Below are 26,759 nucleotides of genomic sequence, written 5' to 3' on the forward strand. Positions count from 1 at the left end.
GTACTGTCCGTGGGCATAATCTGGCCCCCACGCGACGTCGGAAATACGCCGTATGCCTGTTGCTTCTTCGAGGTTTGGCTCTGTTCGACAGAAAAATGTCGCGAGCGGCTTGTCTGCCAGGCGCCAGATCCCGAGTGAGCGTATTGGCTGACGAAAAGCCACAAGAACGTCTCGGAATGGACAGATAACAGGCATTACCGAGAAGGGAAGTGAGGTTCATCATGCTTGAGAGTTGTCGCAACGCCCAAGAGCGCTGGGGAGGCGTGCACCAGTTGATCGATCGCTGGTTGCACGAGCGCCATGAACTGGTCACCGCCTACAAAGGGCTTGTCGATGTGCCGCAGGTGCCTAGCACCAGCAGCGAGGCCCTGCAGGGCTTCTGCCAATTGATGGTCGATTACGTATCGGCCGGGCATTTCGAGGTCTACGAACAGTTGACCAATGAAGCCAAGGCCTTCAACGATCAGCGCGGGCTGGAACTGGCCAAGCAGATCTATCCTCGCCTCGAAGCCATCACGGCGGTGGCGCTGGCCTTCAATGACCGCTGTGACAACGGCGATTGCCGCGATGACGTGTCGTTGTCGGAGCAACTGCATCACCTGGGGCAACTGCTGCATGAGCGCTTCGAGCTGGAAGACTGCCTGATCGAAGTGCTGCACAACGCCCATCAGGAGCAGGCTGCCGCGCTGGTTTGAGACGGGCGGGAGTGGCCTGCGCCACTCCCTTCGTCAGTTGCTCACATCCACCAGCTCCAGGTCGAAGATCAGGGGCGAGAAGGGTGGAATCAGGTCGCCCGCACCTTCCTCTCCGTATGCCTGCGCCGATGGCACGACCAGGCGCCAGTGCGCGCCTGTCGGCATCTGCAGCAGGGCGCTACGCCAGCCAGCGATCAGGCTGTCGAGCCTGAACCACTGCGGTGTCAGGCTCTCGTCGAACAAACTGCCGTCTGCCAGCTGCCCGCTATAGCGAACCTGCACGCGGCTGCGGGCGCTGGGTTTGGCGCCGTCGCCGGCGCGTAGTTCGGTAATCAATACGCCATTTTCAAGAGCCCGCACTCCCGGCTTGCGGCGTTCCTCGGCGAGAAAGCGTTCTTCATCCTGGCGAGCCTTGGCGTGATGCTGCGGGTTTTGCTCCATCCGCGCTTCGTGCTCTTCGAGCAACTGGTCGATGCGTGCTTCGTCCAGGCGCAGTGGCTGACCGGTATAGGCCTGGCGCAAGCCCTCGATCAGTACGGGCAGCGGCAGTTCCGGCACTTCGCTACGCAGGCGCTCCCCCAGGCGTGCACCGAGGCTGTAGGCGAGATCATCCTGCGCAGGCGCGGCCCACAACGGGGTGGCGGCAAAGCTCAGGGCGAGGGCAAGGGCGCGGCGCATGACGAAGTCTCCAGGCGAGTTGCCGGCGATTATGCCAGCGCTTGGCGTGGGTTGCCGTGCGGCGTCATCCACGGGCCTATGGCGGGGCATGACGCGCGCGACTAGTATGGTGCATCCACATCCGCCTGGAGGCGCGCCATGTCGGCCAAGAAGAAGTCCGTCAGTACCCCGTTGCATCTGTTGCATCAACTCGCCGGTAGCCTGCTCGAGCATCTCGAGAACGCCTGCTCGCAAGCGCTGGTCGATGCCGAAAAACTGCTCGCCAAGCTGGAAAAGCAGCGTGGCAAGGCTCAGGAAAAACTGCACAAGGCCCGCGGCAAGCTGCAGGATGCCGCCGTTGCCGGTAAGGCGAAGGCGCAAGCCAAGGCCAAGGACGCGGTTGCCGAGCTGGAAGAACTGCTCGATACCCTGAAAAATCGCCAGAGCGAGACCCGCACCTACATCGCCCAGCTCAAGCGTGATGCTCAGGAGAGCCTGAAGCTGGCCCAGGGTGTGGGCAAAGTAAAGGAAGCGACTTCCAAGGCGCTCGATGCACGTGAGACCAAAGCGGCCGCCCCGGTCGCCAAGCCTGCGGTGGAGAAAAAGCCCGCCGCTAGCAAGGCTCCGGTGAAAAAGGCGCCAGCCAAACCCGCTGCCGCTAAACCGGCGAGCAAGCCGGCTGCCAAAACCGCTGCCAGCAAGGCCGTTGCCGCCAAGCCGGTTGCGCCAAAAGCTGCGGCCAAGCCTGCAGTTGCCAAAGCACCTGCCAAGCCAGCAGCGGTCAAACCGGTAGCAGCCAAGGCGCCGGTCAAGCCAGCGGCCAGCAAGCCCGTCGCCAAGCCTGCTGCAGCCAAAGCTGTTGCTGCCAAACCGGCGCCGAAGGCTGCTCCAGTCAAGCCCGTCGCAGCGAAGAAACCGGCTGCTGCCAAGGCACCGGTGAAAAAGGCCGTTACCAAGCCTGCTGCCGCACCTGCGGCCCCGGCAGCGCCTGCCGCGGCCGAAGCTGCGTCTGCCCCTGTGACGCCCAGCGCGTCCTAAAGCCCTCGGATGGCGCCGCGCAGCACTTGCAGCGCGGCGCTTTCCTGGCCTGCCAAGGCCGACAGCCAGTCGTCTTCGGCCTCTCCATCCGGCCAGTTCTCGGCTAACGCCTGCAATCGTTCGAGCAGCACCCGCTCGGCCTGCAGCTCCAGTTTCTTCAGCTGTTCGCGCAAGGTTGCCCAGTCGGCATCCTGCTGGGCAGCGTTGCGCCAGTGCTGGCGCAACTGCCGCAGCGGCATCACCATCTCCTGTTGCCAGGGTTCGGCAAGATCGCGCAGTTCGCGCAGGCGGCTTTCCTTGCTGAGCACTCCCCGTCGTTGTAGCCAGGCGCCCGTCAGCAACAGGCAAACATCACCGCCTGCGTCCTGCAGCTGCAGGCAGGCCTGTTCCACACCGGGCCTGGCGTAGAGTTCGAGGGCGAAATTCCACAGATCCTGCACGCGGCCTCCGGGGCGATTTGGTAGACTCCGCGGCCATTATGATCCGACTCCAGAACCTCACTCTACAGCGCGGTCTGCAACGCCTTCTCGAAGGTGCGGAACTGACCCTGCACGCCGGTCACAAGGCCGGTCTGATCGGTGCCAACGGCGCCGGTAAATCCAGTTTGTTCGCCCTGTTGCGTGGCGAGCTGACGCCAGACGCAGGCGATTGCCTGCTGCCCGGCGACTGGCGTATCGCGCACATGCGCCAGGAGGTCGACAACCTCGAGCGTCTGGCGGTGGATTACGTGCTCGATGGCGACCACAACCTGCGCCGCGTGCAGGCCGAACTGGCCGCTGCCGAGCAGGCGCATGACGGCGCTGCCATCGCCCGTCTGCACAGCGAGCTGGACAGCGCCGACGGTTATACCGCCGACGCCCGCGCGCGCAAGCTGCTGGCTGGTCTGGGCTTCGAGAACGCACAGATGGATCGCCGCGTCGGCGACTTCTCCGGTGGCTGGCGGATGCGCCTGAACCTGGCCCAGGCGCTGATGTGTCCGTCCGACCTGCTGCTGCTCGACGAACCGACCAACCACCTGGATCTAGATGCGATTCTCTGGCTCGAGGGTTGGTTGCAGAGCTACCCCGGTACCTTGCTGCTGATTTCTCACGACCGTGATTTTCTCGATGCCGTGGTCGACCACGTCGCCCATGTCGAGCAGCGCAAGCTGAACCTGTACCGCGGTGGCTACACGGCCTTCGAGCGCACCCGCGCCGAGCGTCTGGCCCAGCAGCAACAGGCGTACGAGAAGCAGCAGGCGCAACGCGCGCACATGGAAAAGTACATCGCCCGCTTCAAGGCCCAGGCCACCAAGGCCCGTCAGGCGCAGAGCCGGATCAAGGCGCTGGAGCGCATGGAGGAACTGAGCGCAGCGCATGTCGACTCGCCCTTCGACTTCGTCTTCCGCGAGGCCGACAAGATCTCCACGCCGCTGCTCAGCCTCAGCGAAGGTCGCCTCGGCTATGGCGACAAGACCGTGCTGCAGCAGGTCAAACTGAGCCTGGTACCGGGCGCGCGTATCGGCCTGCTCGGCCCCAACGGCGCGGGTAAGTCGACGCTGATCAAGAACCTCTCCGCTGAGCTGCAGCCGCTGAGTGGCAGCCTGACCCGTGGCGAGAACCTAGTGATCGGCTATTTCGCCCAGCACCAGCTGGACGCTTTGGACGACAAGGCCAGCCCGTTGCTGCACCTGCAGCGTCTGGCGCCGAGCGAGCGTGAGCAGACCCTGCGCGACTTCCTCGGTGGTTTCGACTTCCGTGGCGCGCGTTGCGACGAGCCGGTGGTGAATTTCTCCGGTGGCGAGAAGGCGCGCCTGGCCCTGGCGTTGATCGCCTGGGGCAAGCCCAACCTGCTGCTGCTCGATGAACCGACCAACCACCTCGACCTGGAAATGCGCCTGGCGTTGACCATGGCCCTGCAGGAATTTGCCGGCGCCGTGGTGGTGGTCTCGCACGATCGCCATCTGCTCAAGAGCACTACCGACGAATTCCTCCTGGTTGCAGAGGGCCGCGTGGTGCCGTTCGATGGCGACCTCGACGACTACGCACGCTGGCTGGTCGATTACCGTCAGCGCCAGGCGCCGCCGAGTGCGCCGGCCGAGGGTGCGGCGGACAAGACCGACAAGCGCGCCCAGCGCCAGGCTGCTGCGGCGCTGCGCCAGCAACTGGCACCGCACAAGAAGCAGGCCGACAAGCTCGAACAGGAACTGGGCAAGGTGCAGGAAAAGCTCGCCGCCGTGGAAACCCAACTGGGCGACAGCGCCCTGTACGAGTCCGCACGCAAGGACGAGTTGCGCCAGCGTCTGGCCGAGCAGGCGCAGCTCAAGACACGCGAAGCGGAGCTGGAAGAAGCCTGGCTGCTGGCGCTGGAAACCCTGGAGGCGCTGCAGCAACAGTTGGAGGAGGCCGAATGATCGAGCAAGCCGATCTGCTGCAACTGCTCGCTACCTGGCGCGACCCGCTGGTGCGTGCGGGCCAGGTGCTGCTGATCATCCTCCTGGCCTGGATGGCGCAGCGCATCCTCACCCGCGCCATCAGTCGCCTTGGCGAGCGCTACAGCCTGTTGCCGCAAGAAGTGCTGCTGCCGCTGCGTGGTCTGGTGCGCTGGCTGATCATGGGCAGCGCCCTGCTGATGGTGCTGGAGCGCCTCGGCGTTTCCGCGACCGTGCTGTGGACGGCGCTTACCGGCTTCACCGCCGTCGCCGCCGTGGCCTTCTTCGCCATCTGGAGCGTGCTGTCGAACATGTTCTGCGCGCTGCTGATCTTCACCATGGGCCCGTTTCGCATGGGCGATACCGTGGAGGTCATCGAGAGTGCAGACAAGCCCGGTGTAAAGGGGCGGGTGATCGCCATCAACCTTTTCTACACCACCTTGCAGGACGCGAGCGAAGAGGGCGCCGGCGCGCTGTTGCAGGTGCCCAACAGCCTGTTCTTTCAGAAGTCGGTGCGACGCTGGCGCTGAACGCCGGGGCAGGAGTAGGCTGTAGCGCTCATCTACTGCTTTCGCTCTCCGAGGTACCGCATCATGGCCATGGAAACCTGGCTCGCCTTCTTCGTCGCCTGTTGGGTGATCAGCCTGTCGCCGGGTGCCGGTGCCGTGGCGTCGATGTCCGCCGGCATGCAATACGGTTTCTGGCGTGGCTACTGGAACGCGCTGGGGCTGCAACTTGGCCTGGCCCTGCAGATCGCCATCGTGGCCGCTGGTGTAGGCGCCATTCTGGCCACCTCGGCCCTGGCCTTCAGCGTGATCAAGTGGTTCGGCGTGGCGTACCTGGTATTCCTCGCCTACAAGCAGTGGGTCGCCCTGCCCAGCGACTTGGATGCCGGTGCGGCCGAGCGCCCCATTGGCCGGCCGCTGACCTTGGTGCTGCGTGGTTTTCTGGTCAACTTCAGTAACCCCAAGGCCATCGTCTTCATGCTCGCGGTGCTGCCGCAGTTCATCAATCCGCATGAACCGCTGGTGGCGCAGTATCTGGTGATGGGCGTGACGATGATCACGGTCGACCTGATCGTCATGGCCGGCTATACCGGCCTCGCCTCGCGTGTGCTGCGCCTGTTGCGTACGCCACGTCAGCAGCGGGTGATGAATCGCAGTTTCGCGACGCTCTTCGTCGCGGCGGCAGGCTTGCTGGCGACGGTCAAGCGCGCGGCTGTCTGAGTACGACGCAGGCTGCCATTCGGCGGCCTGTTACCAAATATTTCAGATTTTCCTTGTTTGCGCAGGGCAAGGCGGCAACAATTAATGCCATCCATTCGCGTTTCGGAATGCATTGATGAGTCGTTATCGTTCCCTGCTGTCCTACCTGTTGCTCTCCGTTCTGGCATTGAGCAGCCTTTGCGCCCAGGCAGAGTCACTCGATGGGGCTGCGCAGGCCCTGCACATGCTTGGCTATATCGGCGCCGACTATCCGGCCACGGTAGCGGATGGCCAGGTGGTCGATGCCGGTGAGTACCGCGAGCAGCTGGAGTTTCTCGGCGTGCTGAAAGGCCTGGTGGCCGCCTTGCCGGCCAAGGCCGAGCGCAGCGGTCTGGAGCAGGGCATCGCTGCGTTGCAGCAAGCCGTTGAACAGCGCCAGCCCGGTGAGCAGGTCGCCCATCAGGCACGCCAGCTCAGCGCACAATTGGCCGAGCTGTATCAGGTGGCGCAGACGCCGGCCATCACTCCTGATCCAGAGCGTGGTGCGCCGCTTTATGCGCAGCATTGCTCGGTGTGTCACGGCGACGCCGGCGCGGGTGATGGCCCGGCGGGTATCGGCCTGGAGCCTCCGCCTTCGAATCTGCGCGACGCTGCGCGTCTCGACCGGCTGAGCCTCTACGATCTCTACAACACGCTTGGCCTGGGCATCGAAGGCACTGACATGCCGTCCTTCGCCGATCAGCTCGACGACCGCCAGCGTTGGGATCTGGCCACTTACATCGCCGGCTTTACTGCCACGACTCATGCGCAGGGCGAGAAACATTTCGATATGGCCGAGTTGGCCGGCCGCACGCCTGCGGAAGTCGCCGCGGCTGGCGGCGACATCGCGGCCTTCCGGGCTCAGCGCGCACGGCCGACGGTGGAACAGCGTGGCCCACAGCAACTGATCGGGCATACTCGCAGCACGCTTGAACGCAGCCTGCAGGCTTACCGTGACGGGCATGTCGAGCAGGCCTACGACCTCTCGGTAGGTGCTTACCTGGAAGGCTTCGAACTGGTCGAAGGGGCGCTGGACAACCTCGACGCGGTACAGCGCAAGACCACCGAAAAAGCCCTGATGGCCTACCGCCAGGCGATTCAGGATGGCGCCAGCGTCGCTCAGGCCGCTCAGGCGTTGGAGCTGGCCAAGGTCGAGCTGGCCAAGTCGGCCGAGCTGCTCGAAGGCGGCGCGATGAACGCCTCGCTGAGCTTCTTCTCCAGCTTGCTGATCCTGCTGCGTGAAGGCCTGGAAGCCATTCTGGTGCTGGCAGCGATCCTCGCCTTCCTCAACAACACCGGCCAGCAGCAGGCAGTGCGCAGCGTGCACATCGGCTGGGGCCTGGCGCTGCTCGCCGGGGTCGGCACCTGGGCCGTAGCGGCTTATCTGATCGATGTCAGCGGTGCCCAGCGTGAATTGCTCGAAGGCGCTACAGCGCTGTTCGCCAGCGTGGTGCTGCTGTGGGTGGGCGTGTGGATGCACGACCGCCGTCACGCTGCCGCCTGGCAGGATTACATCAAGAGCAGCCTGGTCGGTGGCGGTGGTCGCTTCGGCTTCGCCGTGTTGGCGTTCTTCTCGGTGTACCGCGAGCTGTTCGAGGTCATCCTGTTCTACGAAACCCTCTGGCTGCAGGCCGGCCCGGCCGGGCATGGTGCAGTACTGGCGGGCGCCGGTACCGCGCTGGTAGTGCTGCTTGGCCTGGCCTGGGTGATTCTGCGTGGCTCGCGCAAGCTGCCGCTGGCCACCTTCTTCGGTGCCAACGCGATCCTGTTGTGCGTGCTCTCGGTGGTCTTCGCCGGGCATGGCGTGGCGGCCCTGCAGGAAGCCGGCGTACTGGGCACGCGCCCCGTACCCTTCTTCGATTTCGATTGGCTGGGTATCCATGCCGACGCCTGGAGCCTCTCGGCGCAGGGCCTGGCAATGGCGGGCATCGCGCTGCTGTATGGGCGCAGCCGCCTCAGCGAGCGTCGGCGTCTGGCGCAGCAGACAGCGGCGTAACCTGTCGCTGCATGCGTGAACGAGGGCGGCTTTGGCCGCCTTCGTTGCTTCATTGCGTGAACCGTCGCCACGACAACTGGTCTGACAGCGCCTAGGCTGGTTTCAATTCCTCTGCCGAGTGCGCGCATGTCCTCCACGATTCATTCGACTCATTACGCCGACAGCCCTGAGCTGACGGTCGCTCCCCTGCGTCATCCCGTTCTGGAGCAGGCGCTTGCCGATGCCTGTGCCCAGCTCCAGGTCTGTGAGGCCTACCTCGCAGCCTTGCGCGATCCCGCCATCGGCCCGCAGCCGCGTCTGCTGCTGGCGATTTCCGGGGCTGATCAGCGTGGCCAGCGGCGTCTGGCCGCGCTGGTGGCCGAACTGCTGCCGGATGAAGTCGAGCTGGATCTGATCGAACTGACCGACGACCACTTGTCGCGCACCGTGCGTTCGCGCTGCGAGCCCTTCCACCGTCGCTGAGGCTGCTCCCCGCAACTTGCTGGCATACTGCGCCTATTGATAGCGGAAGGTGCTGCATGCGCGTGTGGATCGATGCCGACGCCTGCCCTCGGGCGGCGCGCGACCAGGTAGTGAAATTCGCCCTCAAGCGGGGCTTCGAGGTGGTTCTGGTAGCGGGGCAGGCCGTCGCCCGGCCGAATTTCGCTTGCGTGAAGCTGGTGGTGGTGCCCAGCGGGCCGGATGCGGCGGACGATCATCTGGTCGAACATGCCGTGCCGGGCGAGCTGGTGATCTGCAGCGATGTGCCGTTGGCCGATCGCCTGGTGAAGAAAGGCGTGGCGGCGCTCGACCCGCATGGTCGAGAGTTCGACGAGCGCAATATGGGAGAGCGCCTGGCGGTGCGTAATCTGTTCACCGATCTACGCGAACAGGGTCAGGTTGGCGGTGGTCAGGCGCCCTATTCGGAAAAGGATCGGCAGGCCTTCGCCAATGCGCTGGATCGGATTCTCACGCGTTTGAGTCGTTAGGCTCCGGTGGACTCGGGCGTCACGACGAGTCGTAGGAGCGAGCTCTACTCGCGAATCTGTCGGTGATGAGCGTTTCGCGAGCATAGCTCGCTCCTACACATCCATCTCAGCCGCACAGGTAGGTGCCGGTACCAACCGCCACCAGTACGCCTTCGTCGTTATGCAGTTCCATGCGGATCACCGCCACCTTGTTGCCGGCGCGCAGGGGCATGGCGGTGGCAATGAAGCGCTGGCCGCGGCCGGGGCGCAGGTAGTCGATGCGCAGGTCGATGGTGCCGAGCTTGGACAGTTTGCTCATGCGCTCGGCCGCCGGCAGATGCTGATGGTTGGCGAAGGCGCCGATCAGCGCCATGGCGCCGCCACAGACGTCTAGCAGCGAGGAGATGACCCCGCCATGCAGGATGCCGTGGACGAAGTTGCCGATCAGCTCGGGCTTCATTGGCAGGTGCATGACCACCTGTTCTTCGCTCAGCGTGTCGATCTCGATACCGAGCAACTGGTTGAAGGGGATGCGTTGGAAGAAGGTGGCCACCGCCTGCTGCAGGTCGGCGTCCAGGGTGAAGGCTTGAGGCATCGTTGTCGCTCCGCGAATCGCTCCCCGGCACGCTGCCGCAGGCGGGCCGGTTTGGCCAGCGGCGCGGCGGGAGTGTCGTGAGCATTGGCCGGATCGGCCTGGGCGCAGCCGGTAGGGTGGGGCGAGCGAGGCCGGTAAGGGCGAGCAGGGTGGGCTGAAGCGGATCGCCGCCCGGCCCACCCTACAGCCCGGCGTCGCGTCAGTGGTGGGCCAGTTCCAGCACGCGGTCGACCATCTTGTTGATGCCTGAGGCGGCTTCGGCGATGGATTGGGCGAGCATGTACGCCGGGGTGGTGACCAGCTTGCGCGCTTCGTCCTCGACGATTTCATCCACGGCGCACTCGTGGTGCTCGGCGCCCATCTGGGTCATGGCGGCGGCAGTGTCGTGGTCGCTGCCGATGGTGCAGACCACGCCGGCACCGAAGATTTTCGCCGCCAGCGCCGGGGCGATGCACATCAGACCAATCGGCTTGCCGGCGTCGACGAAGGCCTTGCAGGCGGCCAGTACGTCGGGTTGCACGGTGCAGCCGGCACCATTGGTGGCGAAGTCCGAGAGGTTCTTCGCCACGCCGAAGCCACCGGGCAGAATCAGCGCATCGAAGCCGGCGACGTGCAGTTCCCTGACGTCCTTGATCTGGCCGCGGGCGATGCGCGCCGATTCCACCAGGACGTTGCGCGTCTCGTTCATTTCCTCGCCGCGATAGTGGTCGACCACATGCAGTTGCGCCACGTTGGGAGCGAAGCATTGCACCTCGGCGCCGCGCTGGTCGAGGCGCAGCAGGGTGATCACGCTTTCGTGGATCTCGGCGCCATCGTAGACGCCGCAACCGGACAGAATCACTGCCACTTTCTTGTTCATGCTCGACTCCTGGTGAGTAAGGGCGCGCTCCGCAAACGGGCGCGAGGATTGACTATCGTGGGTGTCGCCAAATGCCGCTCGGACTGTCACCTGCCGCCGCGAAACCGCACTGCCGTGGGCATAGGATGAATAACAGCCCAATCCCGACACAAGTACAACAACGTGGCGCAGTCATGAATTACGTTCTCTATGCGGTGCCCTTCTTCTTCCTGCTGATCGGAGTGGAGCTTCTCGCCGACCGTTTGCGTGGTCGGCACAGCTATCGCCTGGCCGATGCGCTGAACAGCCTTAGTGCCGGCGTGCTGTCGCAGGCGACCGGGCTGCTGACCAAGGTCGTTGGCCTGTTGACCTACGCGTTCGCCTGGGAACACCTGGCGCTGTTCGAGCTCCCAGACAGCAGTCTCTGGGTATGGGGCTTCGCCTTCGTCCTATATGACTTCTGCTACTACTGGAACCACCGCCTGGGCCATGAGCGCAACGTGCTCTGGGCGGCCCATGCGGTGCATCACCAGAGCGAGGACTACAACCTCTCCACCGCGTTGCGGCAAACCAGCACGGGTTTCATCTTCGGCTGGATCTTCTACCTGCCGATGGCGCTGGTTGGTGTGCCGCCGCTGGTGTTTTTCAGCGTTGCCGCTCTGAATCTGCTCTATCAGTTCTGGGTACATACCCGGCATATCCCCAAGCTGGGCTGGTTCGAGTGGCTGTTCATCACGCCGTCCAACCACCGCGTGCACCATGCGCAGAATCCTATCTACATGGATCGTAATTACGGCGGTGTGTTCATTGTCTGGGATCGTTTGTTCGGCACCTTTCAGGAGGAGCTGGACGAGCATCCGGTGGTCTTCGGTGTAACCGTGCCGTTGGCCAGTTGGAATCCGCTGTGGGCCAACCTACAGGTCTATGCCGGGCTGTGGCATGACGCCTGGCGGGCGAGCGCCTGGTGGGACAGGCTGCGCATCTGGTTCATGCCCACCGGTTGGCGGCCGGCCGATGTGGCCGCGCGCTATCCGCTGGCCAAGCGCGAGCTGGATGACTTCTGCAAGTTCGAGGTGCCCTTGGCCCGTGGCGCGCAGGTCTATGCGCTGTTGCAGTTCGTTTGCTACCTGCTGGCCGGAACCTGGTTGCTCGCGCAGGGCGAGTCGCTGTCGCTAAGCGCGATGCTGTTGGGGTGTGGCTGGATCGCCATGGGGCTCTACAGCATCGGCGTCTGGCTGGAGAACCGTGGCTGGGCGCTGCGCCTGGAGTGGCTGCGGCTGGCGCTGAATCTGCCGGCGCTCTGGTTGGCCGGGCAGTTTGACCTCTTGGCTGTGGATGCGCGCGCCTGGCTATGGCTGGCCGGTTACAGTCTGGTCAGCCTGTTCGGGTCATGGCTTGCGCAGCGCGTAGGGCGGCCCGGAACGCCGGCCGCTTGTAGCGTAGCGAACAGTCCGCACGTGGGTGTATGAACTGATTTTTGTGTGAGACCTGAACCTGCAACGGCGTACTGTGCTCAGCCACGCCGACCCTTGCGCCAGCGGTATAGCCAGGCCAGAGCGAGCAGCACCACCACGGCGGCCAGCAGCAGGATCTGGTAATGGCGCAGATCCTCGAGCAGGCCGCCCATGGCGTTGCCCAGGCTATAGGCCAGCAGGCTGATACCACCGGCCCATACGCCGGCGCCGATGGCATCGAGCAGCAGGTAGCGGCGCCAGGAGTAGCCGGACAGGCCGATGGTCAGCGGCATCACCGTGCGCAGGCCGTAGAGGAAGCGAAAGCACAGTACCCACAGATCCGGGTAACGCTGGATCAGCGCGCTGGCGCGTTCGCCCAGCGGTTGCCAGCGTGGCTTGCGGGCGAGCAGGGCGCGGCCATGGCGGCGGCCCAGGTAGTACCACAGCTGATCGCTGGCGAAGGTGCCGAGGAAGGCGCACAGCGCCACCCATTCGATCTTCAGTACGTCGCGCACGGCCATGTAGGCCGCCAGCAGTAGCGAGACTTCGCCCTCGAGAAAGGTGCCCAGGATCAGGGCCGGGTAGCCGAACTGGCGAATCAGGTCATGCAGCATGCCGCGTGCTCGTGGTGGAGGGTGATGCAGACTACTCCGACCACGAAAGGCCCGGAAGGTGGCACGTCGTGCCACAATATGTGCCTTGCCGTGCGACGTGCCGTCGCACGAAGTCATGCGACCGTCATCATTTGGTCATAATGACCGCTTATAACCGTCACACTGGCCCGTCCGTGCGGGCTCTGGAGTCTGCCGTGAGCGTTACCCCCGCCAACCGCCTGTTCCCTGCCACCCGTCTGCGTCGCAACCGTCGTGATGACTTCTCCCGCCGTCTGGTGCGCGAGAACCGCCTGAGCGTCGACGACCTGATCCTGCCGGTGTTCGTCCTCGACGGCGAGAATCGCCGCGAGAGCGTGCCGTCGATGCCGGGTGTCGAGCGCCTGTCCATCGACCTGCTGCTGCAAGAGGCCGAGCATTGGGTGGCGCTGGGTATTCCGGCGCTGGCGCTGTTCCCGGTCACGCCGCTGGAGAAGAAATCCCTCGACGGCGCCGAGGCGTGGAATCCGGACGGCATCGCCCAGCGCGCGATCCGCGCCCTGCGGGCTAAATTCCCCGAGCTGGGGGTGATCAGCGACGTGGCGCTCGACCCGTTCACCACTCACGGCCAGGACGGCATCCTCGACGCAGACGGCTACGTGCAGAACGACATTACCGTCGATGCACTGGTCAAGCAGGCGCTGTCGCATGCCGAGGCTGGCGCCCAGGTGGTGGCACCGTCGGACATGATGGACGGGCGCATCCAGGCGATCCGCGAGGCGCTGGAGCTGGCCGATCACGTCAACGTGCGCATCATGGCCTACTCGGCCAAGTACGCCAGCGCCTACTATGGCCCGTTCCGCGATGCGGTCGGCTCGGCCGCTAACCTTGGCAAGGGCAGCAAGAACACCTACCAGATGGATCCGGCCAACGGTGACGAGGCGCTGCACGAAGTGGCTGCCGACCTCGCCGAGGGGGCCGACATGGTCATGGTCAAGCCGGGCATGCCCTACCTGGACATCGTCTGGCGTGTGAAGGATGCCTACAAGGTGCCGACCTTCGCCTACCAGGTCAGTGGCGAGTACGCCATGCACATGGCGGCGATTCAGAACGGCTGGCTCAGTGAGGCGGTCGTACTGGAGTCACTCACCGCCTTCAAACGCGCCGGCGCCGATGGCATCCTCACCTATTTCGCCGTGCGTGCGGCAGAACTGTTAAAACAGGGGCACTGACGCCCCCAGGAACCCAGCGATGAACACCGAAGGACTCAACAGCGAAGCGCTCGAAAGCAGCAACCCGGCCCCCGTGGAGGTGATCGCCGAACCGCCGGTGGTGGAAACCCCGCCGCCTGCGCCGGTTCCCGGTCTGGATGACAGCAGCCTGTACATCCATCGCGAGCTGTCGCAGCTGCAGTTCAACATCCGCGTGCTGGAGCAGGCGCTGGACGAGTCCTATCCATTGCTGGAGCGCCTGAAGTTCCTGCTGATTTTCTCCAGCAACCTCGACGAGTTCTTCGAGATTCGCGTCGCCGGCCTGAAGAAACAGATCAACTTCGCCCGTGAGCAGGCCGGTGCCGACGGCCTGCAGCCACACCAGGCGCTGGCGCGGATTTCCGAGCTGGTGCACGAGCAGGTTGATCGGCAGTACGCCATCCTCAACGACACCCTGTTTCCGGCGCTGGCCAAGCAGGGCATCACCTTCATCCGTCGGCGCTACTGGACGACCAAGCTCAAGGCCTGGGTGCGCCGCTACTTCCGCGACGAGATCGCGCCGATCATCACCCCCATCGGCCTCGATCCGACGCACCCCTTCCCGTTGCTGGTGAACAAGAGCCTGAACTTCATCGTCGAGCTGGAAGGCGTCGATGCCTTCGGTCGCGATTCCGGTCTGGCCATCATCCCGGCGCCGCGTCTGCTGCCGCGCATCATCCGTGTGCCTGAGGACGTTGGTGGCCCCGGCGACAACTACGTGTTCCTCTCGTCGATGATCCACGCCCACGCCGACGACCTGTTCCAGGGCATGAAGGTCAAGGGCTGCTACCAGTTCCGTCTGACCCGTAACGCCGATCTGTCGGTGGATACCGAGGACGTCGACGACCTGGCGCGTGCCTTGCGCGGTGAGCTGTTCAGCCGCCGTTATGGCGATGCGGTGCGTCTGGAGGTGGTCGATACCTGCCCGAAACACCTGCGTGACCACCTGCTCAAGCAGTTCGGCCTGACCGAAGGCGAGCTGTATCAGGTCAACGGCCCGGTGAACCTGACCCGTCTGTTCAGCATCACCGGTCTGGATAACCACCCGGATCTGCAGTACGCCCCGTTCACGCCGGTAATCCCCAAGCTGCTGCAGAACGCCGAGAACATCTTCAACGTGGTCAGCAAACAGGACATCCTGCTGCTGCACCCCTTCGAGTCCTTCACGCCCGTAGTCGACCTGCTGCGCCAGGCGGCGAAAGACCCGCATGTGCTGGCGATCAAGCAGACCCTGTATCGCTCCGGGGCCAATTCGGAGATCGTCGATGCACTGGTGGAAGCAGCGCGTAACGGCAAGGAAGTCACTGCGGTGATCGAACTGCGCGCGCGTTTCGACGAAGAGTCCAACCTGCAATTGGCCAGCCGCCTGCAGGCAGCCGGTGCGGTGGTGATCTACGGTGTGGTCGGCTTCAAGACCCACTCCAAGATGATGCTGATTCTGCGTCGCGAGAACGGCGAGATCCGTCGCTACGCGCACCTCGGCACTGGTAACTACCACGCCGGCAACGCCCGTCTGTACACCGACTACAGCCTGCTCACCGCCGATGTGGCTCTTGGCGAAGACGTCGGCAAGCTGTTCAGCCAGTTGATCGGCATGGGCAAGACCCTGCGCATGAAGAAGCTGCTGCATGCGCCCTTCACCCTGAAGAAGACGCTGCTCGACCTGATTGCCAAGGAGACCGCTGCGGCGGCCGAAGGCAAGCCGGCGCAGATCATCGCCAAGTTCAATGCCTTGACCGATCCGAAGATCATCCGCGCGCTGTACAAGGCCAGCCAGACCGGGGTGAAAATCGACCTGGTGGTGCGCGGCATGTGCTGCCTGCGCCCGGGTGTGCCGGGGGTGTCGCACAACATCCAGGTACGCTCGATCATCGGCCGCTTCCTCGAACACACGCGGGTGTACTACTTCCTCAATGGCGGCGACGAGCTGATTTATCTGTCCAGCGCCGACTGGATGGAGCGCAACCTCGACAAGCGCGTGGAGACCTGCTTCCCGGTGGAAGGCAAGAAGCTCATCACCCGCGTCAAGAAAGAGCTGGAGAGCTACCTGACCGACAACACCCAGGCCTGGGTGCTGCAGTCCGATGGTCGCTACCTGCGCCAGCAGCCCACCGGCAACCAGAACCCGCGCAATGCCCAGGCCGCGCTGCTGGAGAAGCTCACCGCACCGGTGATCGTGACGCGATAAAAAGGCCGCTTGCGGCGATCTGATGACCCTCTCCCATGTATGGGAGAGGGCTTGGGTGGCCGCGTGCCGTGGCTCTTTGACGACGCGCGCTTTTTCGAAGCACTGCTTCCTGCGCCGGTGAGCGCCTGATCGCTGGCGATCAGGTCGGGAGAGAGTGCTTTGCGGTCTTGGCGGGTTTCACCCGCCCTACAGGCCTGCACTAATACCTTATGGCTGCGGCCGCCTTGCGTGTCATCGCTGCTGATCACAGCTGACGGCGGGTTCCATCCGCCCTATGCTTACGCCAGGGTGCAGTGCCTTGATCAGCGCACGCTCAGGCTCAGGTCGATGCGCTTGAGCCACTCGGCTTCGGCTTCGAAATCCGCCTGGGTCAGCGGGTTGGCCGTCAGCCAGCCTTCCGGGAAGACGATCTCCAGGCTGTTCTCGCCAGCCTTGAACTGCACCTGCGGCATGTCCTGCGTTCCCCGGATGTGGTGGAACAGGATGGCGAAGCGCAGCAGCACGCACAGGCGCATCAGTTTGACGCCTTCCTCGCCGAATTCGGCGAACTTGTCCTTGGGAATGTTGCGGCGGTGGCCGCGCACCAGCAGGGCGAGCATCTGCTGATCCTGGCGGGAGAAGCCGGCCAGATCCGAGTGCTCGATCAGGTAGGCACCGTGCTTGTGGTACTGATAGTGGGCGATATCCAGGCCCACTTCATGCACCTTGGCGCCCCAGCACAACAGCTCGCGATGCCAATCATCGGTCAGGCCCCAGTCGCTGGCGACCTTGTCCAGTGCCGACAACGCCTTGGCCTCGACCCGTGCAGCCTGGTCGACATCGACGTGGTAGCGCTCCATGAAGGCTGCCAGGGTACGCTCACGCACGTCCTCGTGCTGGTGACGGCCGAGCAGGTCGTACAGCACACCCTCGCGCAGGGCGCCCTCTGAATGGCTCATGCGCTGGATGTCGCAGGCATCGAAGATCGCTTCGAGAATCGCCAGGCCAGCGGGGAAGATGCCGCGACGATCGGGCTTGATGCCGTCGAGGTCGATCTTCTCCACCTCGCCCAGTTTGAACAGCTTGCGCTTGAGCCAGGCCAGGCCCTCGACCGTGACCTCACCATTGCCCAGACCGGCGGCCTTGGTCGCCAGGCCGATAGCCTTGATGGTGCCCGAGGCGCCAACGGCATCTTCCCAGCCGAGGCGGCGCAAGGCCTGCTCGATGCCCATCAGTTCCAGGCGGGCGGCGGTATAGGCCTGAGCGTAGCGTGCCGGGGTGATCTTGCCGTCCTTGAAGTAACGCTGGGTGAAGCTCACGCAGCCCATCTGCAGGCTTTCGCGCAGCAGCGGCTCGAAACGCTGGCCGATGATGAACTCGGTGCTGCCGCCGCCAATGTCGGCGACCAGGCGCTTGCCGGGGGTGTCGGCGATGCTGTGGGACACGCCAAGGTAGATCAGACGCGCTTCTTCGCGACCGGAAATCACCTCGACCTGGTGACCGAGAATTTCCTCGGCGCGGCGGATGAACACGGCGCGGTTGCGCGCTTCGCGCAGGGCGTTGGTACCGACGATACGCACCGCGCCTTCCGGCAGGCTGTTGGTGAACTGGGCGAAACGACGTAGGCAATCCAGGCCGCGCTGCATCGCCTCCTCGCTGAGCTGGCGCTCGTCATCCAGACCGGCCGCCAGTTGCACCTTGTCGCCGAGGCGTTCGAGGATGCGAATCTCATGATTGTCGGCCTTGGCCAGCACCATGTGAAAACTGTTCGAGCCCAGGTCGATGGCAGCGATCAGAGGAAAATTCTCGGCAGGGGCGTGGGGCATGATTGCGGCATCTCGTTCGATTTCCGCGCATCCTGCCACGACTGAGCGCATGAGCCAACGCATTCGGATGTCGCACGAAACTGGTCTAGACCTGTGGTTATCGCAGGTTCAGCACGCTCAGTGGCTGTTTCAGAAGCTGTTCGTCGCAGTTATGCCCCTCGCCGCCACGGTCCACCACCAGGAAGCGTCCAGGGTGCTGCAGGCATAGCAACGGGTGGTGCCAGGTGCCCCGCGCGTAGTTCACGCCCTGATCCGGCGCGCTGATGAAGGCGCGGATCTTCGACTCGTCCAGCTCACCGGGCGGGGCGACGACGATCAGCATGCGCCCGCCATCCACCGGGTAGAACGCCTGGCTGCCCAGCGGATGGCGTTCGAGCATGGTAAGGGTGATGGGCGCGTGCCAGGCCTTACCTTCGAACAGATTAACCAGGGTACGTGGTGCTTCACCGGCCAACTCCACCTGCACCAGATCATGGTAGCGGGTGGTGGTGCCGGCATTGATCGGGAAGGCCTGGGCGCCGGCCGTTTCGATCACATCACCGAAAGGCGCGAAGGCTTCGCGGGTCAGGGGCTCGATACGCAGCGGCAGTGGAGTCATGGCGTTCACAGGTTCACCGAACCGATGAAGTTGCGCAGCTCCTCGGTCTGCGGCGCGGCGAACAGCGCTTTCGGATCACCGATCTCGTGTACCTTGCCCTGGTGCATGAACACCAGCTTGTCGCCCACTTCGCGGGCGAAGCGCATCTCGTGGGTGACCATGATCAGGGTCATGCCTTCGCTGGCCAGTTGCTTGACCACCGCCAGCACTTCATTCACCAGCTCCGGGTCGAGCGCCGAGGTGATCTCGTCGCACAGCAGCACCTTGGGCGACATGGCCAGAGCGCGGGCAATGGCCACGCGCTGCTGCTGGCCGCCGGAGAGGCGCTCGGGATAGGCGTCGAATTTTTCGCTCAGGCCGACGCGTTCGAGCATCTGCCGGGCGATCTGCTCGGCCTCGGCGCGCGAGGTCTTCTTCACCACCTGCGGCGCCAGCATGACGTTCTCGCCAACGGTCAGGTGCGGGAACAGGTTGAACTGCTGGAATACCATGCCGACCTTCTGTCGCAGGCTGCGCAGGTCGGCGCGGGCGGCGTCGATGTACTCCCCGTCGACTTCGATCACGCCGTCGTTGATCGATTCCAGGCCGTTGAGGGTGCGCAGGAAGGTGCTCTTGCCCGAGCCGCTGCGGCCGATGATGGCGACCACTTCGCCTTCTTCGACCTTGAGGTCGATGCCCTTGAGTACGTGGTTGTCGCCGTAATACTTGTGCAGAGCGGTGACGTTAAGCAGTGACATTCAGCCTCCTTTCCAGGCGGTATGCAGCGAGCGAGAGCGGGTAGCAGAGCAGGAAGTAACCGAGGGCGACGAAGCCGTAGACCATGAACGGTTCGAAGGTGGCGTTGGCCAGCATGCTGCCGGTCTTGGTCAGCTCGGTGAAGCCGATGATTGAGGTCACAGCCGTGCCCTTGACCACCTGCACGGAGAAGCCGACGGTGGGTGCCACGGCGATGCGCAGCGCCTGCGGCAGCACCACGTGGCGCAGGGTTTCCAGGCGACTCATGGCCAGGCTTTCGGAAGCCTCCCACTGGCCACGGCTGATCGACTCGACGCAGCCGCGCCAGATTTCGGCGAGAAAGGCGCTGGTGAACAGCGTCAGCGCGGTGGCCGCAGCCAGCCAGGGCGAAACGTCGACGCCGAGCAGGGCGATGCCGAAGAACACCAGAAACAGCTGCATCAACAGCGGCGTGCCCTGGAACAGTTCGATATAGCCCCGAGCGAGAATGCGCGGTGCCGATAACGGTGACAGCCGCGCCAGCAACACCAGCAGGCCGGCGATGCCGCCGCAGATGAAGGCCACCAGCGACAGCAGCAGCGTCCACTGCAGGCCGGTGAGCAGGTTGCGCAGGATGTCCCAGAGGGTGAAGTCCATCAGCGGGCTCCCATGATGAAGCGGCGGCCGACCCAGGCCAGCAACTGGCGAATCCCGATGGCCATGATCAGGTACAGCGCGGTGGTCAGCAGGTAGGTCTCGAAGGCGCGGAAGTTGCGCGACTGGATGAAGTTGGCGGCGAACGACAACTCCTCGGTGGAGATCTGCGAGCACACCGCCGAACCGAGCATGACGATGATGATCTGGCTCGACAGGGCCGGCCACACCTTGCCCAGCGCCGGGCGCAGCACCACATGACGGAAGGTCTCGAAGCGGCTCATGGCCAGTGCGCTGGCCGCCTCGAGCTGGCCGTGCGGGATGGCCTGGATGCCGGCACGGATAATCTCCGTGGAGTAGGCGCCGAGGTTGATCACCATGGCCAGCACCGCGGCTTCCCACTCGCTCAGACGCACGCCGAGCGATGGCAGGCCGAAGAAGATGAAGAACAGCTGGACGATGAACGGCGTATTGCGGATCAGCTCCACATAGACGCCGAAGATGCGGTCGAACGGGCGGATGCGCCAGGCGCGCAGTATCGCCCCGACGATGCCGAGACCGACACCCAGCAGGGTGCCGATCGCCGTCAGGCCGAGGGTGAAGGCCGCGCCCTGCAGCAGCAGATCGCTGTGCTGCAGAACGGCGGCGAAGTCGAACTGGTACGCCATGGCTCAGTTCCCCGTGCGGCTCAGAGGCCGGCCGGCAGCGGTTGCTTCAGCCACTTCTGGCTGATCGCGTCGAGGCTGCCGTCGGCCTTGGCGCCAGCGATGATGGTGTTGACCTTGTCCAGCAGGGCGGCCTGATCCTTGTTCACACCCACGTACACCGGCGAGTCCTTGAGTTTGAGTTTCATGCTCGGCACGCGCTTGGGGTTCTTTTCGGAGATGGCCACCATCACCACGTTGCCGCTGGCGATCAGCTCGACCTGGCCGGAGAGGTAGGCGGCGATGGTCGAGTTGTTGTCCTCGAAGCGCTTGATGGTGGCACCTTGCGGGGCGACCTTGCTCAGCTCGATGTCTTCGATGGAGCCACGGGTGACGCTGATGGTCTTGCCGTCGAGGTCATCGAGGCTGGCGATGGCGGCGTCTTCCGGGCCGAATACGCCGAGGTAGAACGGTGCGTAGGGCGCGGAGAAATCGATCACCGCTTCACGCTCGGGGTTCTTGCCCAGGCTGGAGATCACCAGATCCACCTTGCCAGTGGTGAGGAAGGGGATGCGGTTGGTGCTGTTGACTGGAGTCAGCTCCAGCTTCACCGCCAGCTTGTCGGCCAGCAGTTGCGCGGTATCGATGTCCAGGCCACGCGGTTTCATGTCCGGGCCGACCGAGCCGAACGGCGGGAAATCCTGCGGCACGGCGACTTTCAGTACGCCAGCCTTGCTGATGTCTTCGAGTGCATCGGCGTGAACGGTGCTGGCGCCAAAGGCCAGGGCGGCGAACAGGGTACCCAGCAGGGTGCGGTGAAATTTGCGCATGTCGAACTCCCGATGAATGAACGAAAACTGAAGCGTTTTGCCTGGTTCGTGCAGTGCATCGGTTGTGCCAAGTTCAATGAAATAAGGGCTTTCATCGCTTCAGGCGAGCTGAAACAAGGTCTTACTGGTCTGAACAGTTGGCGTAGCTGATCGGGTGGTCAGCATTTTTTCTGGGCCATCTCGGTGCATCCCGGTTATGGGCTGTTCCACAACAGGGCGTCGCTTGCCTGAGGCAGTGTTATGGCCGTACAAAGGCGGCTTCACTGGACTGACCGGCCCGAACAGCGATGAATGCTTCCGCTCCCCGCGCGGTACCCGAATATGCTCTACAGGCGATCCGTCGCCTGATCGAGGAGGAGGGCTATCGCCCTGGCGATGCGCTGCCTTCGCAGCGTGATCTGGCCGAGCGCCTGGGGGTCAGTCGTGCCTCACTGCGTGAGGCGCTGTCCTCGCTCAGTGCGCTGGGGCTCGTCAGCGTGCAGGCCGGCAAGGGCGTGTTCGTTCAGCAGGCGCCCAAGGCCGAAGCCGCAGGTGGTTTCGTCTGGCCTTTCGCCGCGCAGGTGTCGGCTGCCGATACCTTCCAGCTGCGCTTCGCTCTGGAAGGCTTCGCCTGTGGTTTGGCGGCCGGGCGGATGACGGCCGAGGAGCTGGATTTTCTCGAGGACAACGTCGAGCAGATGCGCCGGGAACTGCGTGCGGAAAATTTCGAACAGGCGACGCGACTGGACTTCGAGTTCCACCAGCGCATCCTCGCTGCCAGCGGTAACCAGGCGATGTTCGCCCTGGTCACCTCCAGCGCCGACATCTTTCTGGAGAGCCAGAAGCTACCGTTCATTCGCCCTGAGCGAGCGATGGAAACCTGGCAGGAGCATCGCAAGATCCTCAAGGCCCTCGCTCGGCACGCCGCCAGCCCGGCGCAGAAGGCCATGCAGCAGCACATTCGTGCGGCGGCGTTGCGCACCGGTATCGCCTTCATCACCCTGGGTGATTGAAACTATTGAGTGGCTCAATCGCCGGTGCCTTTCGGTGTCAGGCAAGCCGGGCTATGATGTCGCCACTTTCGGTTGCCAGCCATCCTTGGTTGCAACCCTTCGGGCCGTCGCAAGCGACGTCAAAAATTTCTCCCGGCAATTTTTTGCTTCCGAATATACGGAGATTTCCAATGAGTGAATTCATCACTAACGTCAGCGATGCCAGCTTCGACCAGGACGTCATCCAGGCCGAAGGTCCGGTTCTGGTCGACTACTGGGCTGAATGGTGCGGCCCGTGCAAGATGATCGCACCGGTGCTCGACGAGATCGCCAAGGACTACCAGGGCAAACTGAAGATCTGCAAGCTGAACATCGACGAGAACCAGGAAACCCCGCCGAAGTACGGCGTGCGTGGTATCCCGACCCTGATGCTGTTCAAGAACGGCAACGTCGAAGCGACCAAGGTCGGCGCACTGTCCAAATCGCAGCTGGCAGCGTTCCTCGACAGCAACATCTAAGAAGTAGGGCGGGCTTTAGCCCACCCTAGCGCTCTGGAAGAAACCCCGATGTTTGCGGGGTTTTTTCGTTTTTCGGGCTAGACGCTGTTTTTTCACGGTGTTACATTCGGCCTCGCTGCCTCCTCCAGGCAGCCCTCTGCATGCCGTCGCCGATTCATTCCAATACGAATTCGTTCGCGATCCTGTCGCCTTCCTTGCGGCGCGGCCTCTCAAGCTAACAGCTTCTTTCTCTTCTTAAATGATCACGTCATTCCTATGAATCTGACCGAACTCAAGCAAAAACCGATTGCCGAACTGCTGGACATGGCCGAACAGATGGGCCTGGAAAACATGGCCCGTTCGCGTAAGCAGGACATCATCTTCGCCCTGCTGAAAAAGCACGCCAAAGGCGGCGAAGAGATTGGCGGCGACGGTGTGCTGGAGATTCTCCAGGACGGTTTCGGCTTCCTCCGTTCCGCCGACTCCTCCTACCTGGCCGGCCCTGACGACATCTACGTCTCGCCCAGCCAGATCCGCCGTTTCAACCTGCGTACCGGTGACACCATCGTCGGCAAGATTCGTCCGCCGAAGGAAGGCGAGCGTTACTTCGCCCTGCTCAAGGTCGACAGCATCAACTTCGACCGCCCGGAAAACGCCAAGAACAAGATCCTGTTCGAGAACCTCACGCCGCTGTTCCCGAATCAGCGCCTGACCATGGAAGCCGGTAACGGCTCCACCGAGGACATCACCGGCCGTGTGATCGACCTCTGCTCGCCAATTGGCAAGGGCCAGCGCGGCCTGATCGTCGCCCCGCCGAAAGCGGGCAAGACCATCATGCTGCAGAACATTGCCTCGAACATCACCCGCAACAACCCCGAGTGCCACCTGATCGTTCTGCTGATCGACGAGCGCCCGGAAGAAGTGACCGAGATGCAGCGCACCGTGCGCGGCGAAGTGGTCGCCTCCACCTTCGACGAGCCGCCGACCCGCCACGTGCAGGTCGCCGAGATGGTCATCGAGAAGGCCAAACGCCTGGTCGAGCACAAGAAGGATGTGGTCATCCTGCTCGACTCCATCACCCGTCTGGCGCGTGCCTACAACACCGTGATCCCGAGCTCCGGCAAGGTGCTGACTGGTGGTGTCGACGCCCATGCCCTGGAGAAGCCCAAGCGCTTCTTCGGTGCCGCGCGTAACATCGAGGAAGGCGGTTCGCTGACCATCATCGCCACTGCGCTGGTGGAAACCGGCTCGAAGATGGACGAGGTGATCTACGAGGAATTCAAGGGCACCGGCAACATGGAGCTGATCCTCGATCGCCGTGTTTCCGAGAAGCGTGTGTTCCCGGCCATCAACATCAACAAGTCGGGCACCCGTCGCGAAGAGCTGCTGACCGGTGAGGAAGAGCTGTCGCGCATGTGGATTCTGCGCAAGCTGCTGCACCCGATGGATGAAATCGCCGCGATCGAGTTCCTCATCGATAAGCTCAAGGTCACCAAGACTAACGACGAGTTCTTCCTGTCGATGAAGCGCAAGTAAGACGTTGCGCTGTTCCACAAGGCCGGGGAAACCCGGCCTTGTCGTATCCGGAGGCTTTCAAGCCTTCTGAAAGCCCCACTTCGGCGCTAAACTTTGCGGTCACTCAAGCCTGTCCGACACGAGGCTCCTGCATGCAGTATCGCGACCTGCGCGACTTCATCCGTGAACTGGAAAAGCGCGGCGAACTCAAGCGTATCCAGACCCCGGTTTCGCCCATCCTGGAAATGACCGAAATCTGCGACCGCACCCTGCGCAAGGGCGGCCCGGCGCTGCTGTTCGAGAAACCCACCGGCTTCGACGTGCCGGTGCTTGGCAATCTGTTCGGCACGCCCAAGCGCGTGGCGTTGGGCATGGGCGCCGAAGACGTTTCCGAGCTGCGCGAGATCGGCAAGTTGCTGGCCTTCCTCAAGGAGCCGGAGCCGCCCAAGGGGCTCAAGGATGCCTGGAGCAAGCTGCCGATCTTCAAAAAGGTCATCTCCATGGCGCCCAAGGTGGTCAAGGACGCGCCCTGCCATGAGGTGATCGAGGAGGGCGACGACGTCGACCTCGGCAAGCTGCCGATCCAGCATTGCTGGCCTGGCGATGTGGCGCCGCTGATCACCTGGGGTCTGACCATCACCAAGGGCCCGAATAAAGAGCGGCAGAACCTCGGTATCTACCGCCAGCAGGTGATCGGCCGCAACAAAGTGATCATGCGCTGGCTCAGCCACCGTGGCGGCGCGCTGGACTTCCGCGACTGGTGCAAGACTTACCCGGACAAGCCTTATCCGGTCTGCGTGGCGCTCGGTGCTGACCCGGCGACCATTCTCGGCGCCGTGACGCCGGTGCCCGATACCCTCTCCGAATACGCCTTCGCCGGCTTGCTGCGCGGTCATCGCACCGAGCTGATCAAGGCCCGTGGCAGTGACCTGCAAGTGCCGGCCAGTGCCGAGATCGTCCTCGAAGGGGTGATCCATCCGGGCGAGACCGCGCCGGAAGGCCCCTATGGCGACCACACTGGCTACTACAACGAAGTGGACACCTTCCCGGTATTCACCGTCGAGCGCATCACCCGCCGCCGCGACCCGATCTACCACAGCACCTACACCGGCCGCCCGCCAGATGAGCCGGCGATTCTCGGCGTGGCGCTGAACGAAGTGTTCGTGCCCATCCTGCAGAAGCAATTTCCCGAGATCACCGACTTCTACCTGCCGCCGGAAGGCTGTTCATACCGCATGGCGGTGGTGACCATGAAGAAGCAGTACCCGGGCCACGCCAAGCGCGTGATGCTTGGTGTGTGGTCGTTCCTGCGACAGTTCATGTACACCAAGTTCGTTATCGTCACCGACGACGATATCAACGCACGGGACTGGAACGACGTGATCTGGGCGATTACCACGCGCATGGATCCCAAGCGCGACACGGTGATGATCGACAACACGCCGATCGACTACCTCGACTTCGCCTCGCCGATCTCCGGCCTGGGCTCGAAGATGGGCCTGGACGCCACTCACAAGTGGCCAGGCGAAACCACGCGTGAGTGGGGCCGCGCCATCGAGAAGGATCCGGCCGTGGTGGCGCGCGTCGACGCGCTGTGGAGCGAGCTGGGAATCGATTGATGAACGTCACCCTGCAACCCTCCGGCATTACCCTGGCTCTGCAGCCTGGCGAATGCATCCTCGATGGCGCCCGCCGTCTGGGCTACGACTGCCCGCAGAGCTGCCGCAATGGCAATTGCCATATCTGCGCTGCCTTGCTGGTGGAAGGTCGCGTACGGCAGAACGGTGTCGAGCTGGATCATGGTGAGCTGTTCACCTGCCTCGCCGAGCCGCTGCAGGATTGCGTGCTGCATTGGGATGGCGTGCTTGCCCCCGGTGAATTGCCGGTGCGCGACCTGAGCTGTCAGGTGATCGAGTGCCAGGACGTGGGCGGCGATGTATGCCGTGTGCGCCTGCGTACCCCGGCCGGCAAGGCGCCGCGTTATCACGCTGGGCAGTATCTGCTGTTGCAGCGCCCGGATGGCGAGATGGCGGCTTTTTCCCTGGCCTCGGCGCCGCATGCCGGGCGCGAGCTGGAGCTGCATATCCTTGCCCGCGAGGACAGCAGCATTGCCTTGCTGCAGCACCTGCGTAGCACCGGCATGGCCCGCATACAGATGCCCTATGGCGACACCCACCTCGCCGAGCTGCCGGACGGCCCGCTGGTGTTGATCGCCGCAGGCACCGGCATGGGCCAGATGCACAGCCTGATCGAGCACTGCCGCGCCGCCGGTTTTGCCCACCCGGTGCACCTGTACTGGGGCGCGCGTCGGCCCGAGGACTTCTATGAGCTGCCGCACTGGGCCGAATGGCAGCAGCTGGACAATCTGCACCTGCATCAGGTGGTCAGTGATCAGTGCGCTTGGCAGGGCCGTTGCGGCCTGCTGCATGAAGCGGTGCGCGAAGACTTCCCCGACCTCAAGGCCTTGCACGTCTACGCCAGCGGCTCGCCGGCGATGGTCTATGCCACGCTCGATGCGCTGGTCGACGCCGGGATGGACGCGCACCAGATGCGCGCTGACGTGTTCGCCTACGCGCCGCGTTCATAGTGGTAGGGCGGGTGCAACCCGCCACTGATTGATTCGGCGGGT

Annotated in this window: 27 protein-coding genes; 16 read left to right on the forward strand and 11 right to left on the reverse strand. The window is 63.7% G+C overall.

Translation table 11 applies throughout. The annotated features are described in order from the left end of the window. The first annotated feature begins 221 nt into the window (after positions 1-221). The gene (rsd, locus tag ACODS1_RS21520) at positions 222-695 is read left to right on the forward strand and encodes a sigma D regulator (RefSeq protein WP_322981821.1); all 474 of its coding nucleotides are present in this window, start codon (positions 222-224) and stop codon (positions 693-695) included. 33 nt (positions 696-728) lie between these two features. On the opposite strand, the gene ACODS1_RS21525 is transcribed toward rsd, so the two are convergent. Beyond that, positions 729-1,373 carry an FKBP-type peptidyl-prolyl cis-trans isomerase gene (locus ACODS1_RS21525; protein ID WP_489087263.1) on the reverse strand — a complete coding sequence of 215 codons (645 nt, stop codon included), beginning with the start codon at positions 1,371-1,373 and terminating at the stop codon, positions 729-731. Positions 1,374-1,511: 138 nt separating this feature from the next. Between ACODS1_RS21525 and ACODS1_RS21530 the strand changes: the two genes are divergently transcribed. Continuing rightward, positions 1,512-2,390 (forward strand): AlgP family protein, encoded by an 879-nt coding sequence (locus ACODS1_RS21530; protein ID WP_489087264.1) that lies wholly within the window; start codon positions 1,512-1,514, stop codon positions 2,388-2,390. Here the strand turns inward: ACODS1_RS21530 and ACODS1_RS21535 are convergent. Continuing rightward, complete coding sequence (locus ACODS1_RS21535; protein ID WP_489087265.1) at positions 2,387-2,830, reverse strand: TIGR02444 family protein; 444 nt, start codon at positions 2,828-2,830, stop codon at positions 2,387-2,389. The genes ACODS1_RS21530 and ACODS1_RS21535 overlap by 4 nt on opposite strands. Positions 2,831-2,868: 38 nt before the next feature. Between ACODS1_RS21535 and abc-f the strand changes: the two genes are divergently transcribed. From abc-f to ACODS1_RS21565, 6 genes are all read left to right on the forward strand, one after another. Next, positions 2,869-4,782 carry a ribosomal protection-like ABC-F family protein gene (abc-f, locus tag ACODS1_RS21540; protein ID WP_489087266.1) on the forward strand — a complete coding sequence of 638 codons (1,914 nt, stop codon included), beginning with the start codon at positions 2,869-2,871 and terminating at the stop codon, positions 4,780-4,782. Beyond that, a complete protein-coding gene (locus ACODS1_RS21545; protein WP_322981826.1) occupies positions 4,779-5,330 on the forward strand; it encodes a mechanosensitive ion channel family protein in 552 nt (183 codons plus the stop codon). The genes abc-f and ACODS1_RS21545 overlap by 4 nt, the downstream gene beginning before the upstream one ends. A 63-nt stretch (positions 5,331-5,393) precedes the next feature. Next, entirely contained in the window at positions 5,394-6,026 is a 633-nt protein-coding gene (locus ACODS1_RS21550; protein WP_322981827.1) for a LysE family transporter, read from the forward strand. 115 nt (positions 6,027-6,141) lie between these two features. Continuing rightward, complete coding sequence (locus ACODS1_RS21555; RefSeq protein ID WP_489087267.1) at positions 6,142-8,040, forward strand: FTR1 family protein; 1,899 nt, start codon at positions 6,142-6,144, stop codon at positions 8,038-8,040. A gap of 126 nt (positions 8,041-8,166) precedes the next feature. Next, positions 8,167-8,502: an enhanced serine sensitivity protein SseB C-terminal domain-containing protein gene (locus ACODS1_RS21560; protein WP_489087268.1), complete on the forward strand. Its 336-nt coding sequence runs from the start codon at positions 8,167-8,169 to the stop codon at positions 8,500-8,502. 56 nt (positions 8,503-8,558) lie between these two features. Further along, positions 8,559-9,008 (forward strand): YaiI/YqxD family protein, encoded by a 450-nt coding sequence (locus ACODS1_RS21565; protein WP_322981830.1) that lies wholly within the window; start codon positions 8,559-8,561, stop codon positions 9,006-9,008. A 106-nt stretch (positions 9,009-9,114) separates the two neighbouring features. Here ACODS1_RS21565 and ACODS1_RS21570 read toward each other — a convergent pair whose 3' ends face one another. Together ACODS1_RS21570 and elbB are read right to left on the reverse strand one after the other, a co-directional pair. Continuing rightward, the gene (locus ACODS1_RS21570) at positions 9,115-9,582 is read right to left on the reverse strand and encodes a thioesterase family protein (RefSeq protein ID WP_322981831.1); all 468 of its coding nucleotides are present in this window, start codon (positions 9,580-9,582) and stop codon (positions 9,115-9,117) included. A 199-nt stretch (positions 9,583-9,781) separates the two neighbouring features. Then, positions 9,782-10,441: an isoprenoid biosynthesis glyoxalase ElbB gene (gene elbB / locus ACODS1_RS21575; protein WP_322981832.1), complete on the reverse strand. Its 660-nt coding sequence runs from the start codon at positions 10,439-10,441 to the stop codon at positions 9,782-9,784. 173 nt (positions 10,442-10,614) lie between these two features. Between elbB and ACODS1_RS21580 the strand changes: the two genes are divergently transcribed. Beyond that, a complete protein-coding gene (locus ACODS1_RS21580; RefSeq protein WP_322981833.1) occupies positions 10,615-11,889 on the forward strand; it encodes a sterol desaturase family protein in 1,275 nt (424 codons plus the stop codon). A 44-nt stretch (positions 11,890-11,933) separates the two neighbouring features. On the opposite strand, the gene ACODS1_RS21585 is transcribed toward ACODS1_RS21580, so the two are convergent. Beyond that, the gene (locus ACODS1_RS21585) at positions 11,934-12,488 is read right to left on the reverse strand and encodes a DedA family protein (protein WP_322981834.1); all 555 of its coding nucleotides are present in this window, start codon (positions 12,486-12,488) and stop codon (positions 11,934-11,936) included. A 194-nt stretch (positions 12,489-12,682) separates the two neighbouring features. Between ACODS1_RS21585 and hemB the strand changes: the two genes are divergently transcribed. Further along, on the forward strand, positions 12,683-13,696 hold the full coding sequence (gene hemB / locus ACODS1_RS21590) for a porphobilinogen synthase (protein ID WP_322981835.1): 1,014 nt from the start codon (positions 12,683-12,685) through the stop codon (positions 13,694-13,696). 19 nt (positions 13,697-13,715) lie between these two features. After that, positions 13,716-15,902: a polyphosphate kinase 1 gene (gene ppk1, locus ACODS1_RS21595; protein ID WP_489087269.1), complete on the forward strand. Its 2,187-nt coding sequence runs from the start codon at positions 13,716-13,718 to the stop codon at positions 15,900-15,902. A gap of 302 nt (positions 15,903-16,204) precedes the next feature. Here ppk1 and ppx read toward each other — a convergent pair whose 3' ends face one another. From ppx to ACODS1_RS21625, 6 genes are all read right to left on the reverse strand, one after another. Next, entirely contained in the window at positions 16,205-17,707 is a 1,503-nt protein-coding gene (gene ppx / locus ACODS1_RS21600; RefSeq protein WP_322981837.1) for an exopolyphosphatase, read from the reverse strand. 97 nt (positions 17,708-17,804) lie between these two features. Further along, positions 17,805-18,314, reverse strand: a complete 510-nt coding sequence (locus ACODS1_RS21605; protein WP_275861726.1) for an ureidoglycolate lyase — start codon at positions 18,312-18,314, stop codon at positions 17,805-17,807. Further along, positions 18,311-19,042: an amino acid ABC transporter ATP-binding protein gene (locus tag ACODS1_RS21610; protein ID WP_489087270.1), complete on the reverse strand. Its 732-nt coding sequence runs from the start codon at positions 19,040-19,042 to the stop codon at positions 18,311-18,313. Before ACODS1_RS21610 ends, ACODS1_RS21605 begins: the two co-directional genes overlap by 4 nt. Next, on the reverse strand, positions 19,029-19,679 hold the full coding sequence (locus ACODS1_RS21615) for an amino acid ABC transporter permease (protein ID WP_489087275.1): 651 nt from the start codon (positions 19,677-19,679) through the stop codon (positions 19,029-19,031). Before ACODS1_RS21615 ends, ACODS1_RS21610 begins: the two co-directional genes overlap by 14 nt. Then, positions 19,676-20,341 carry an amino acid ABC transporter permease gene (locus tag ACODS1_RS21620; RefSeq protein WP_489087271.1) on the reverse strand — a complete coding sequence of 222 codons (666 nt, stop codon included), beginning with the start codon at positions 20,339-20,341 and terminating at the stop codon, positions 19,676-19,678. The genes ACODS1_RS21615 and ACODS1_RS21620 overlap by 4 nt, the downstream gene beginning before the upstream one ends. A 20-nt stretch (positions 20,342-20,361) precedes the next feature. Next, entirely contained in the window at positions 20,362-21,147 is a 786-nt protein-coding gene (locus ACODS1_RS21625) for a transporter substrate-binding domain-containing protein (RefSeq protein WP_489087272.1), read from the reverse strand. Positions 21,148-21,434: 287 nt separating this feature from the next. On the opposite strand from ACODS1_RS21625, the gene ACODS1_RS21630 reads away from it, so the two are divergent. From ACODS1_RS21630 to ACODS1_RS21650, 5 genes are all read left to right on the forward strand, one after another. Continuing rightward, entirely contained in the window at positions 21,435-22,139 is a 705-nt protein-coding gene (locus tag ACODS1_RS21630) for a FadR/GntR family transcriptional regulator (protein WP_322981842.1), read from the forward strand. Between the two features lie 170 nt (positions 22,140-22,309). Further along, on the forward strand, positions 22,310-22,636 hold the full coding sequence (trxA, locus tag ACODS1_RS21635) for a thioredoxin TrxA (protein ID WP_004373332.1): 327 nt from the start codon (positions 22,310-22,312) through the stop codon (positions 22,634-22,636). Between the two features lie 255 nt (positions 22,637-22,891). Next, on the forward strand, positions 22,892-24,151 hold the full coding sequence (gene rho, locus ACODS1_RS21640) for a transcription termination factor Rho (protein ID WP_159972376.1): 1,260 nt from the start codon (positions 22,892-22,894) through the stop codon (positions 24,149-24,151). 131 nt (positions 24,152-24,282) lie between these two features. Continuing rightward, positions 24,283-25,749 (forward strand): 4-hydroxy-3-polyprenylbenzoate decarboxylase, encoded by a 1,467-nt coding sequence (gene ubiD / locus ACODS1_RS21645; protein ID WP_489087273.1) that lies wholly within the window; start codon positions 24,283-24,285, stop codon positions 25,747-25,749. Continuing rightward, entirely contained in the window at positions 25,749-26,717 is a 969-nt protein-coding gene (locus ACODS1_RS21650) for a CDP-6-deoxy-delta-3,4-glucoseen reductase (protein WP_489087274.1), read from the forward strand. Before ubiD ends, ACODS1_RS21650 begins: the two co-directional genes overlap by 1 nt. Positions 26,718-26,759 lie beyond the last annotated feature (42 nt).

Source organism: Pseudomonas sp. FG29, from assembly GCF_057809355.1.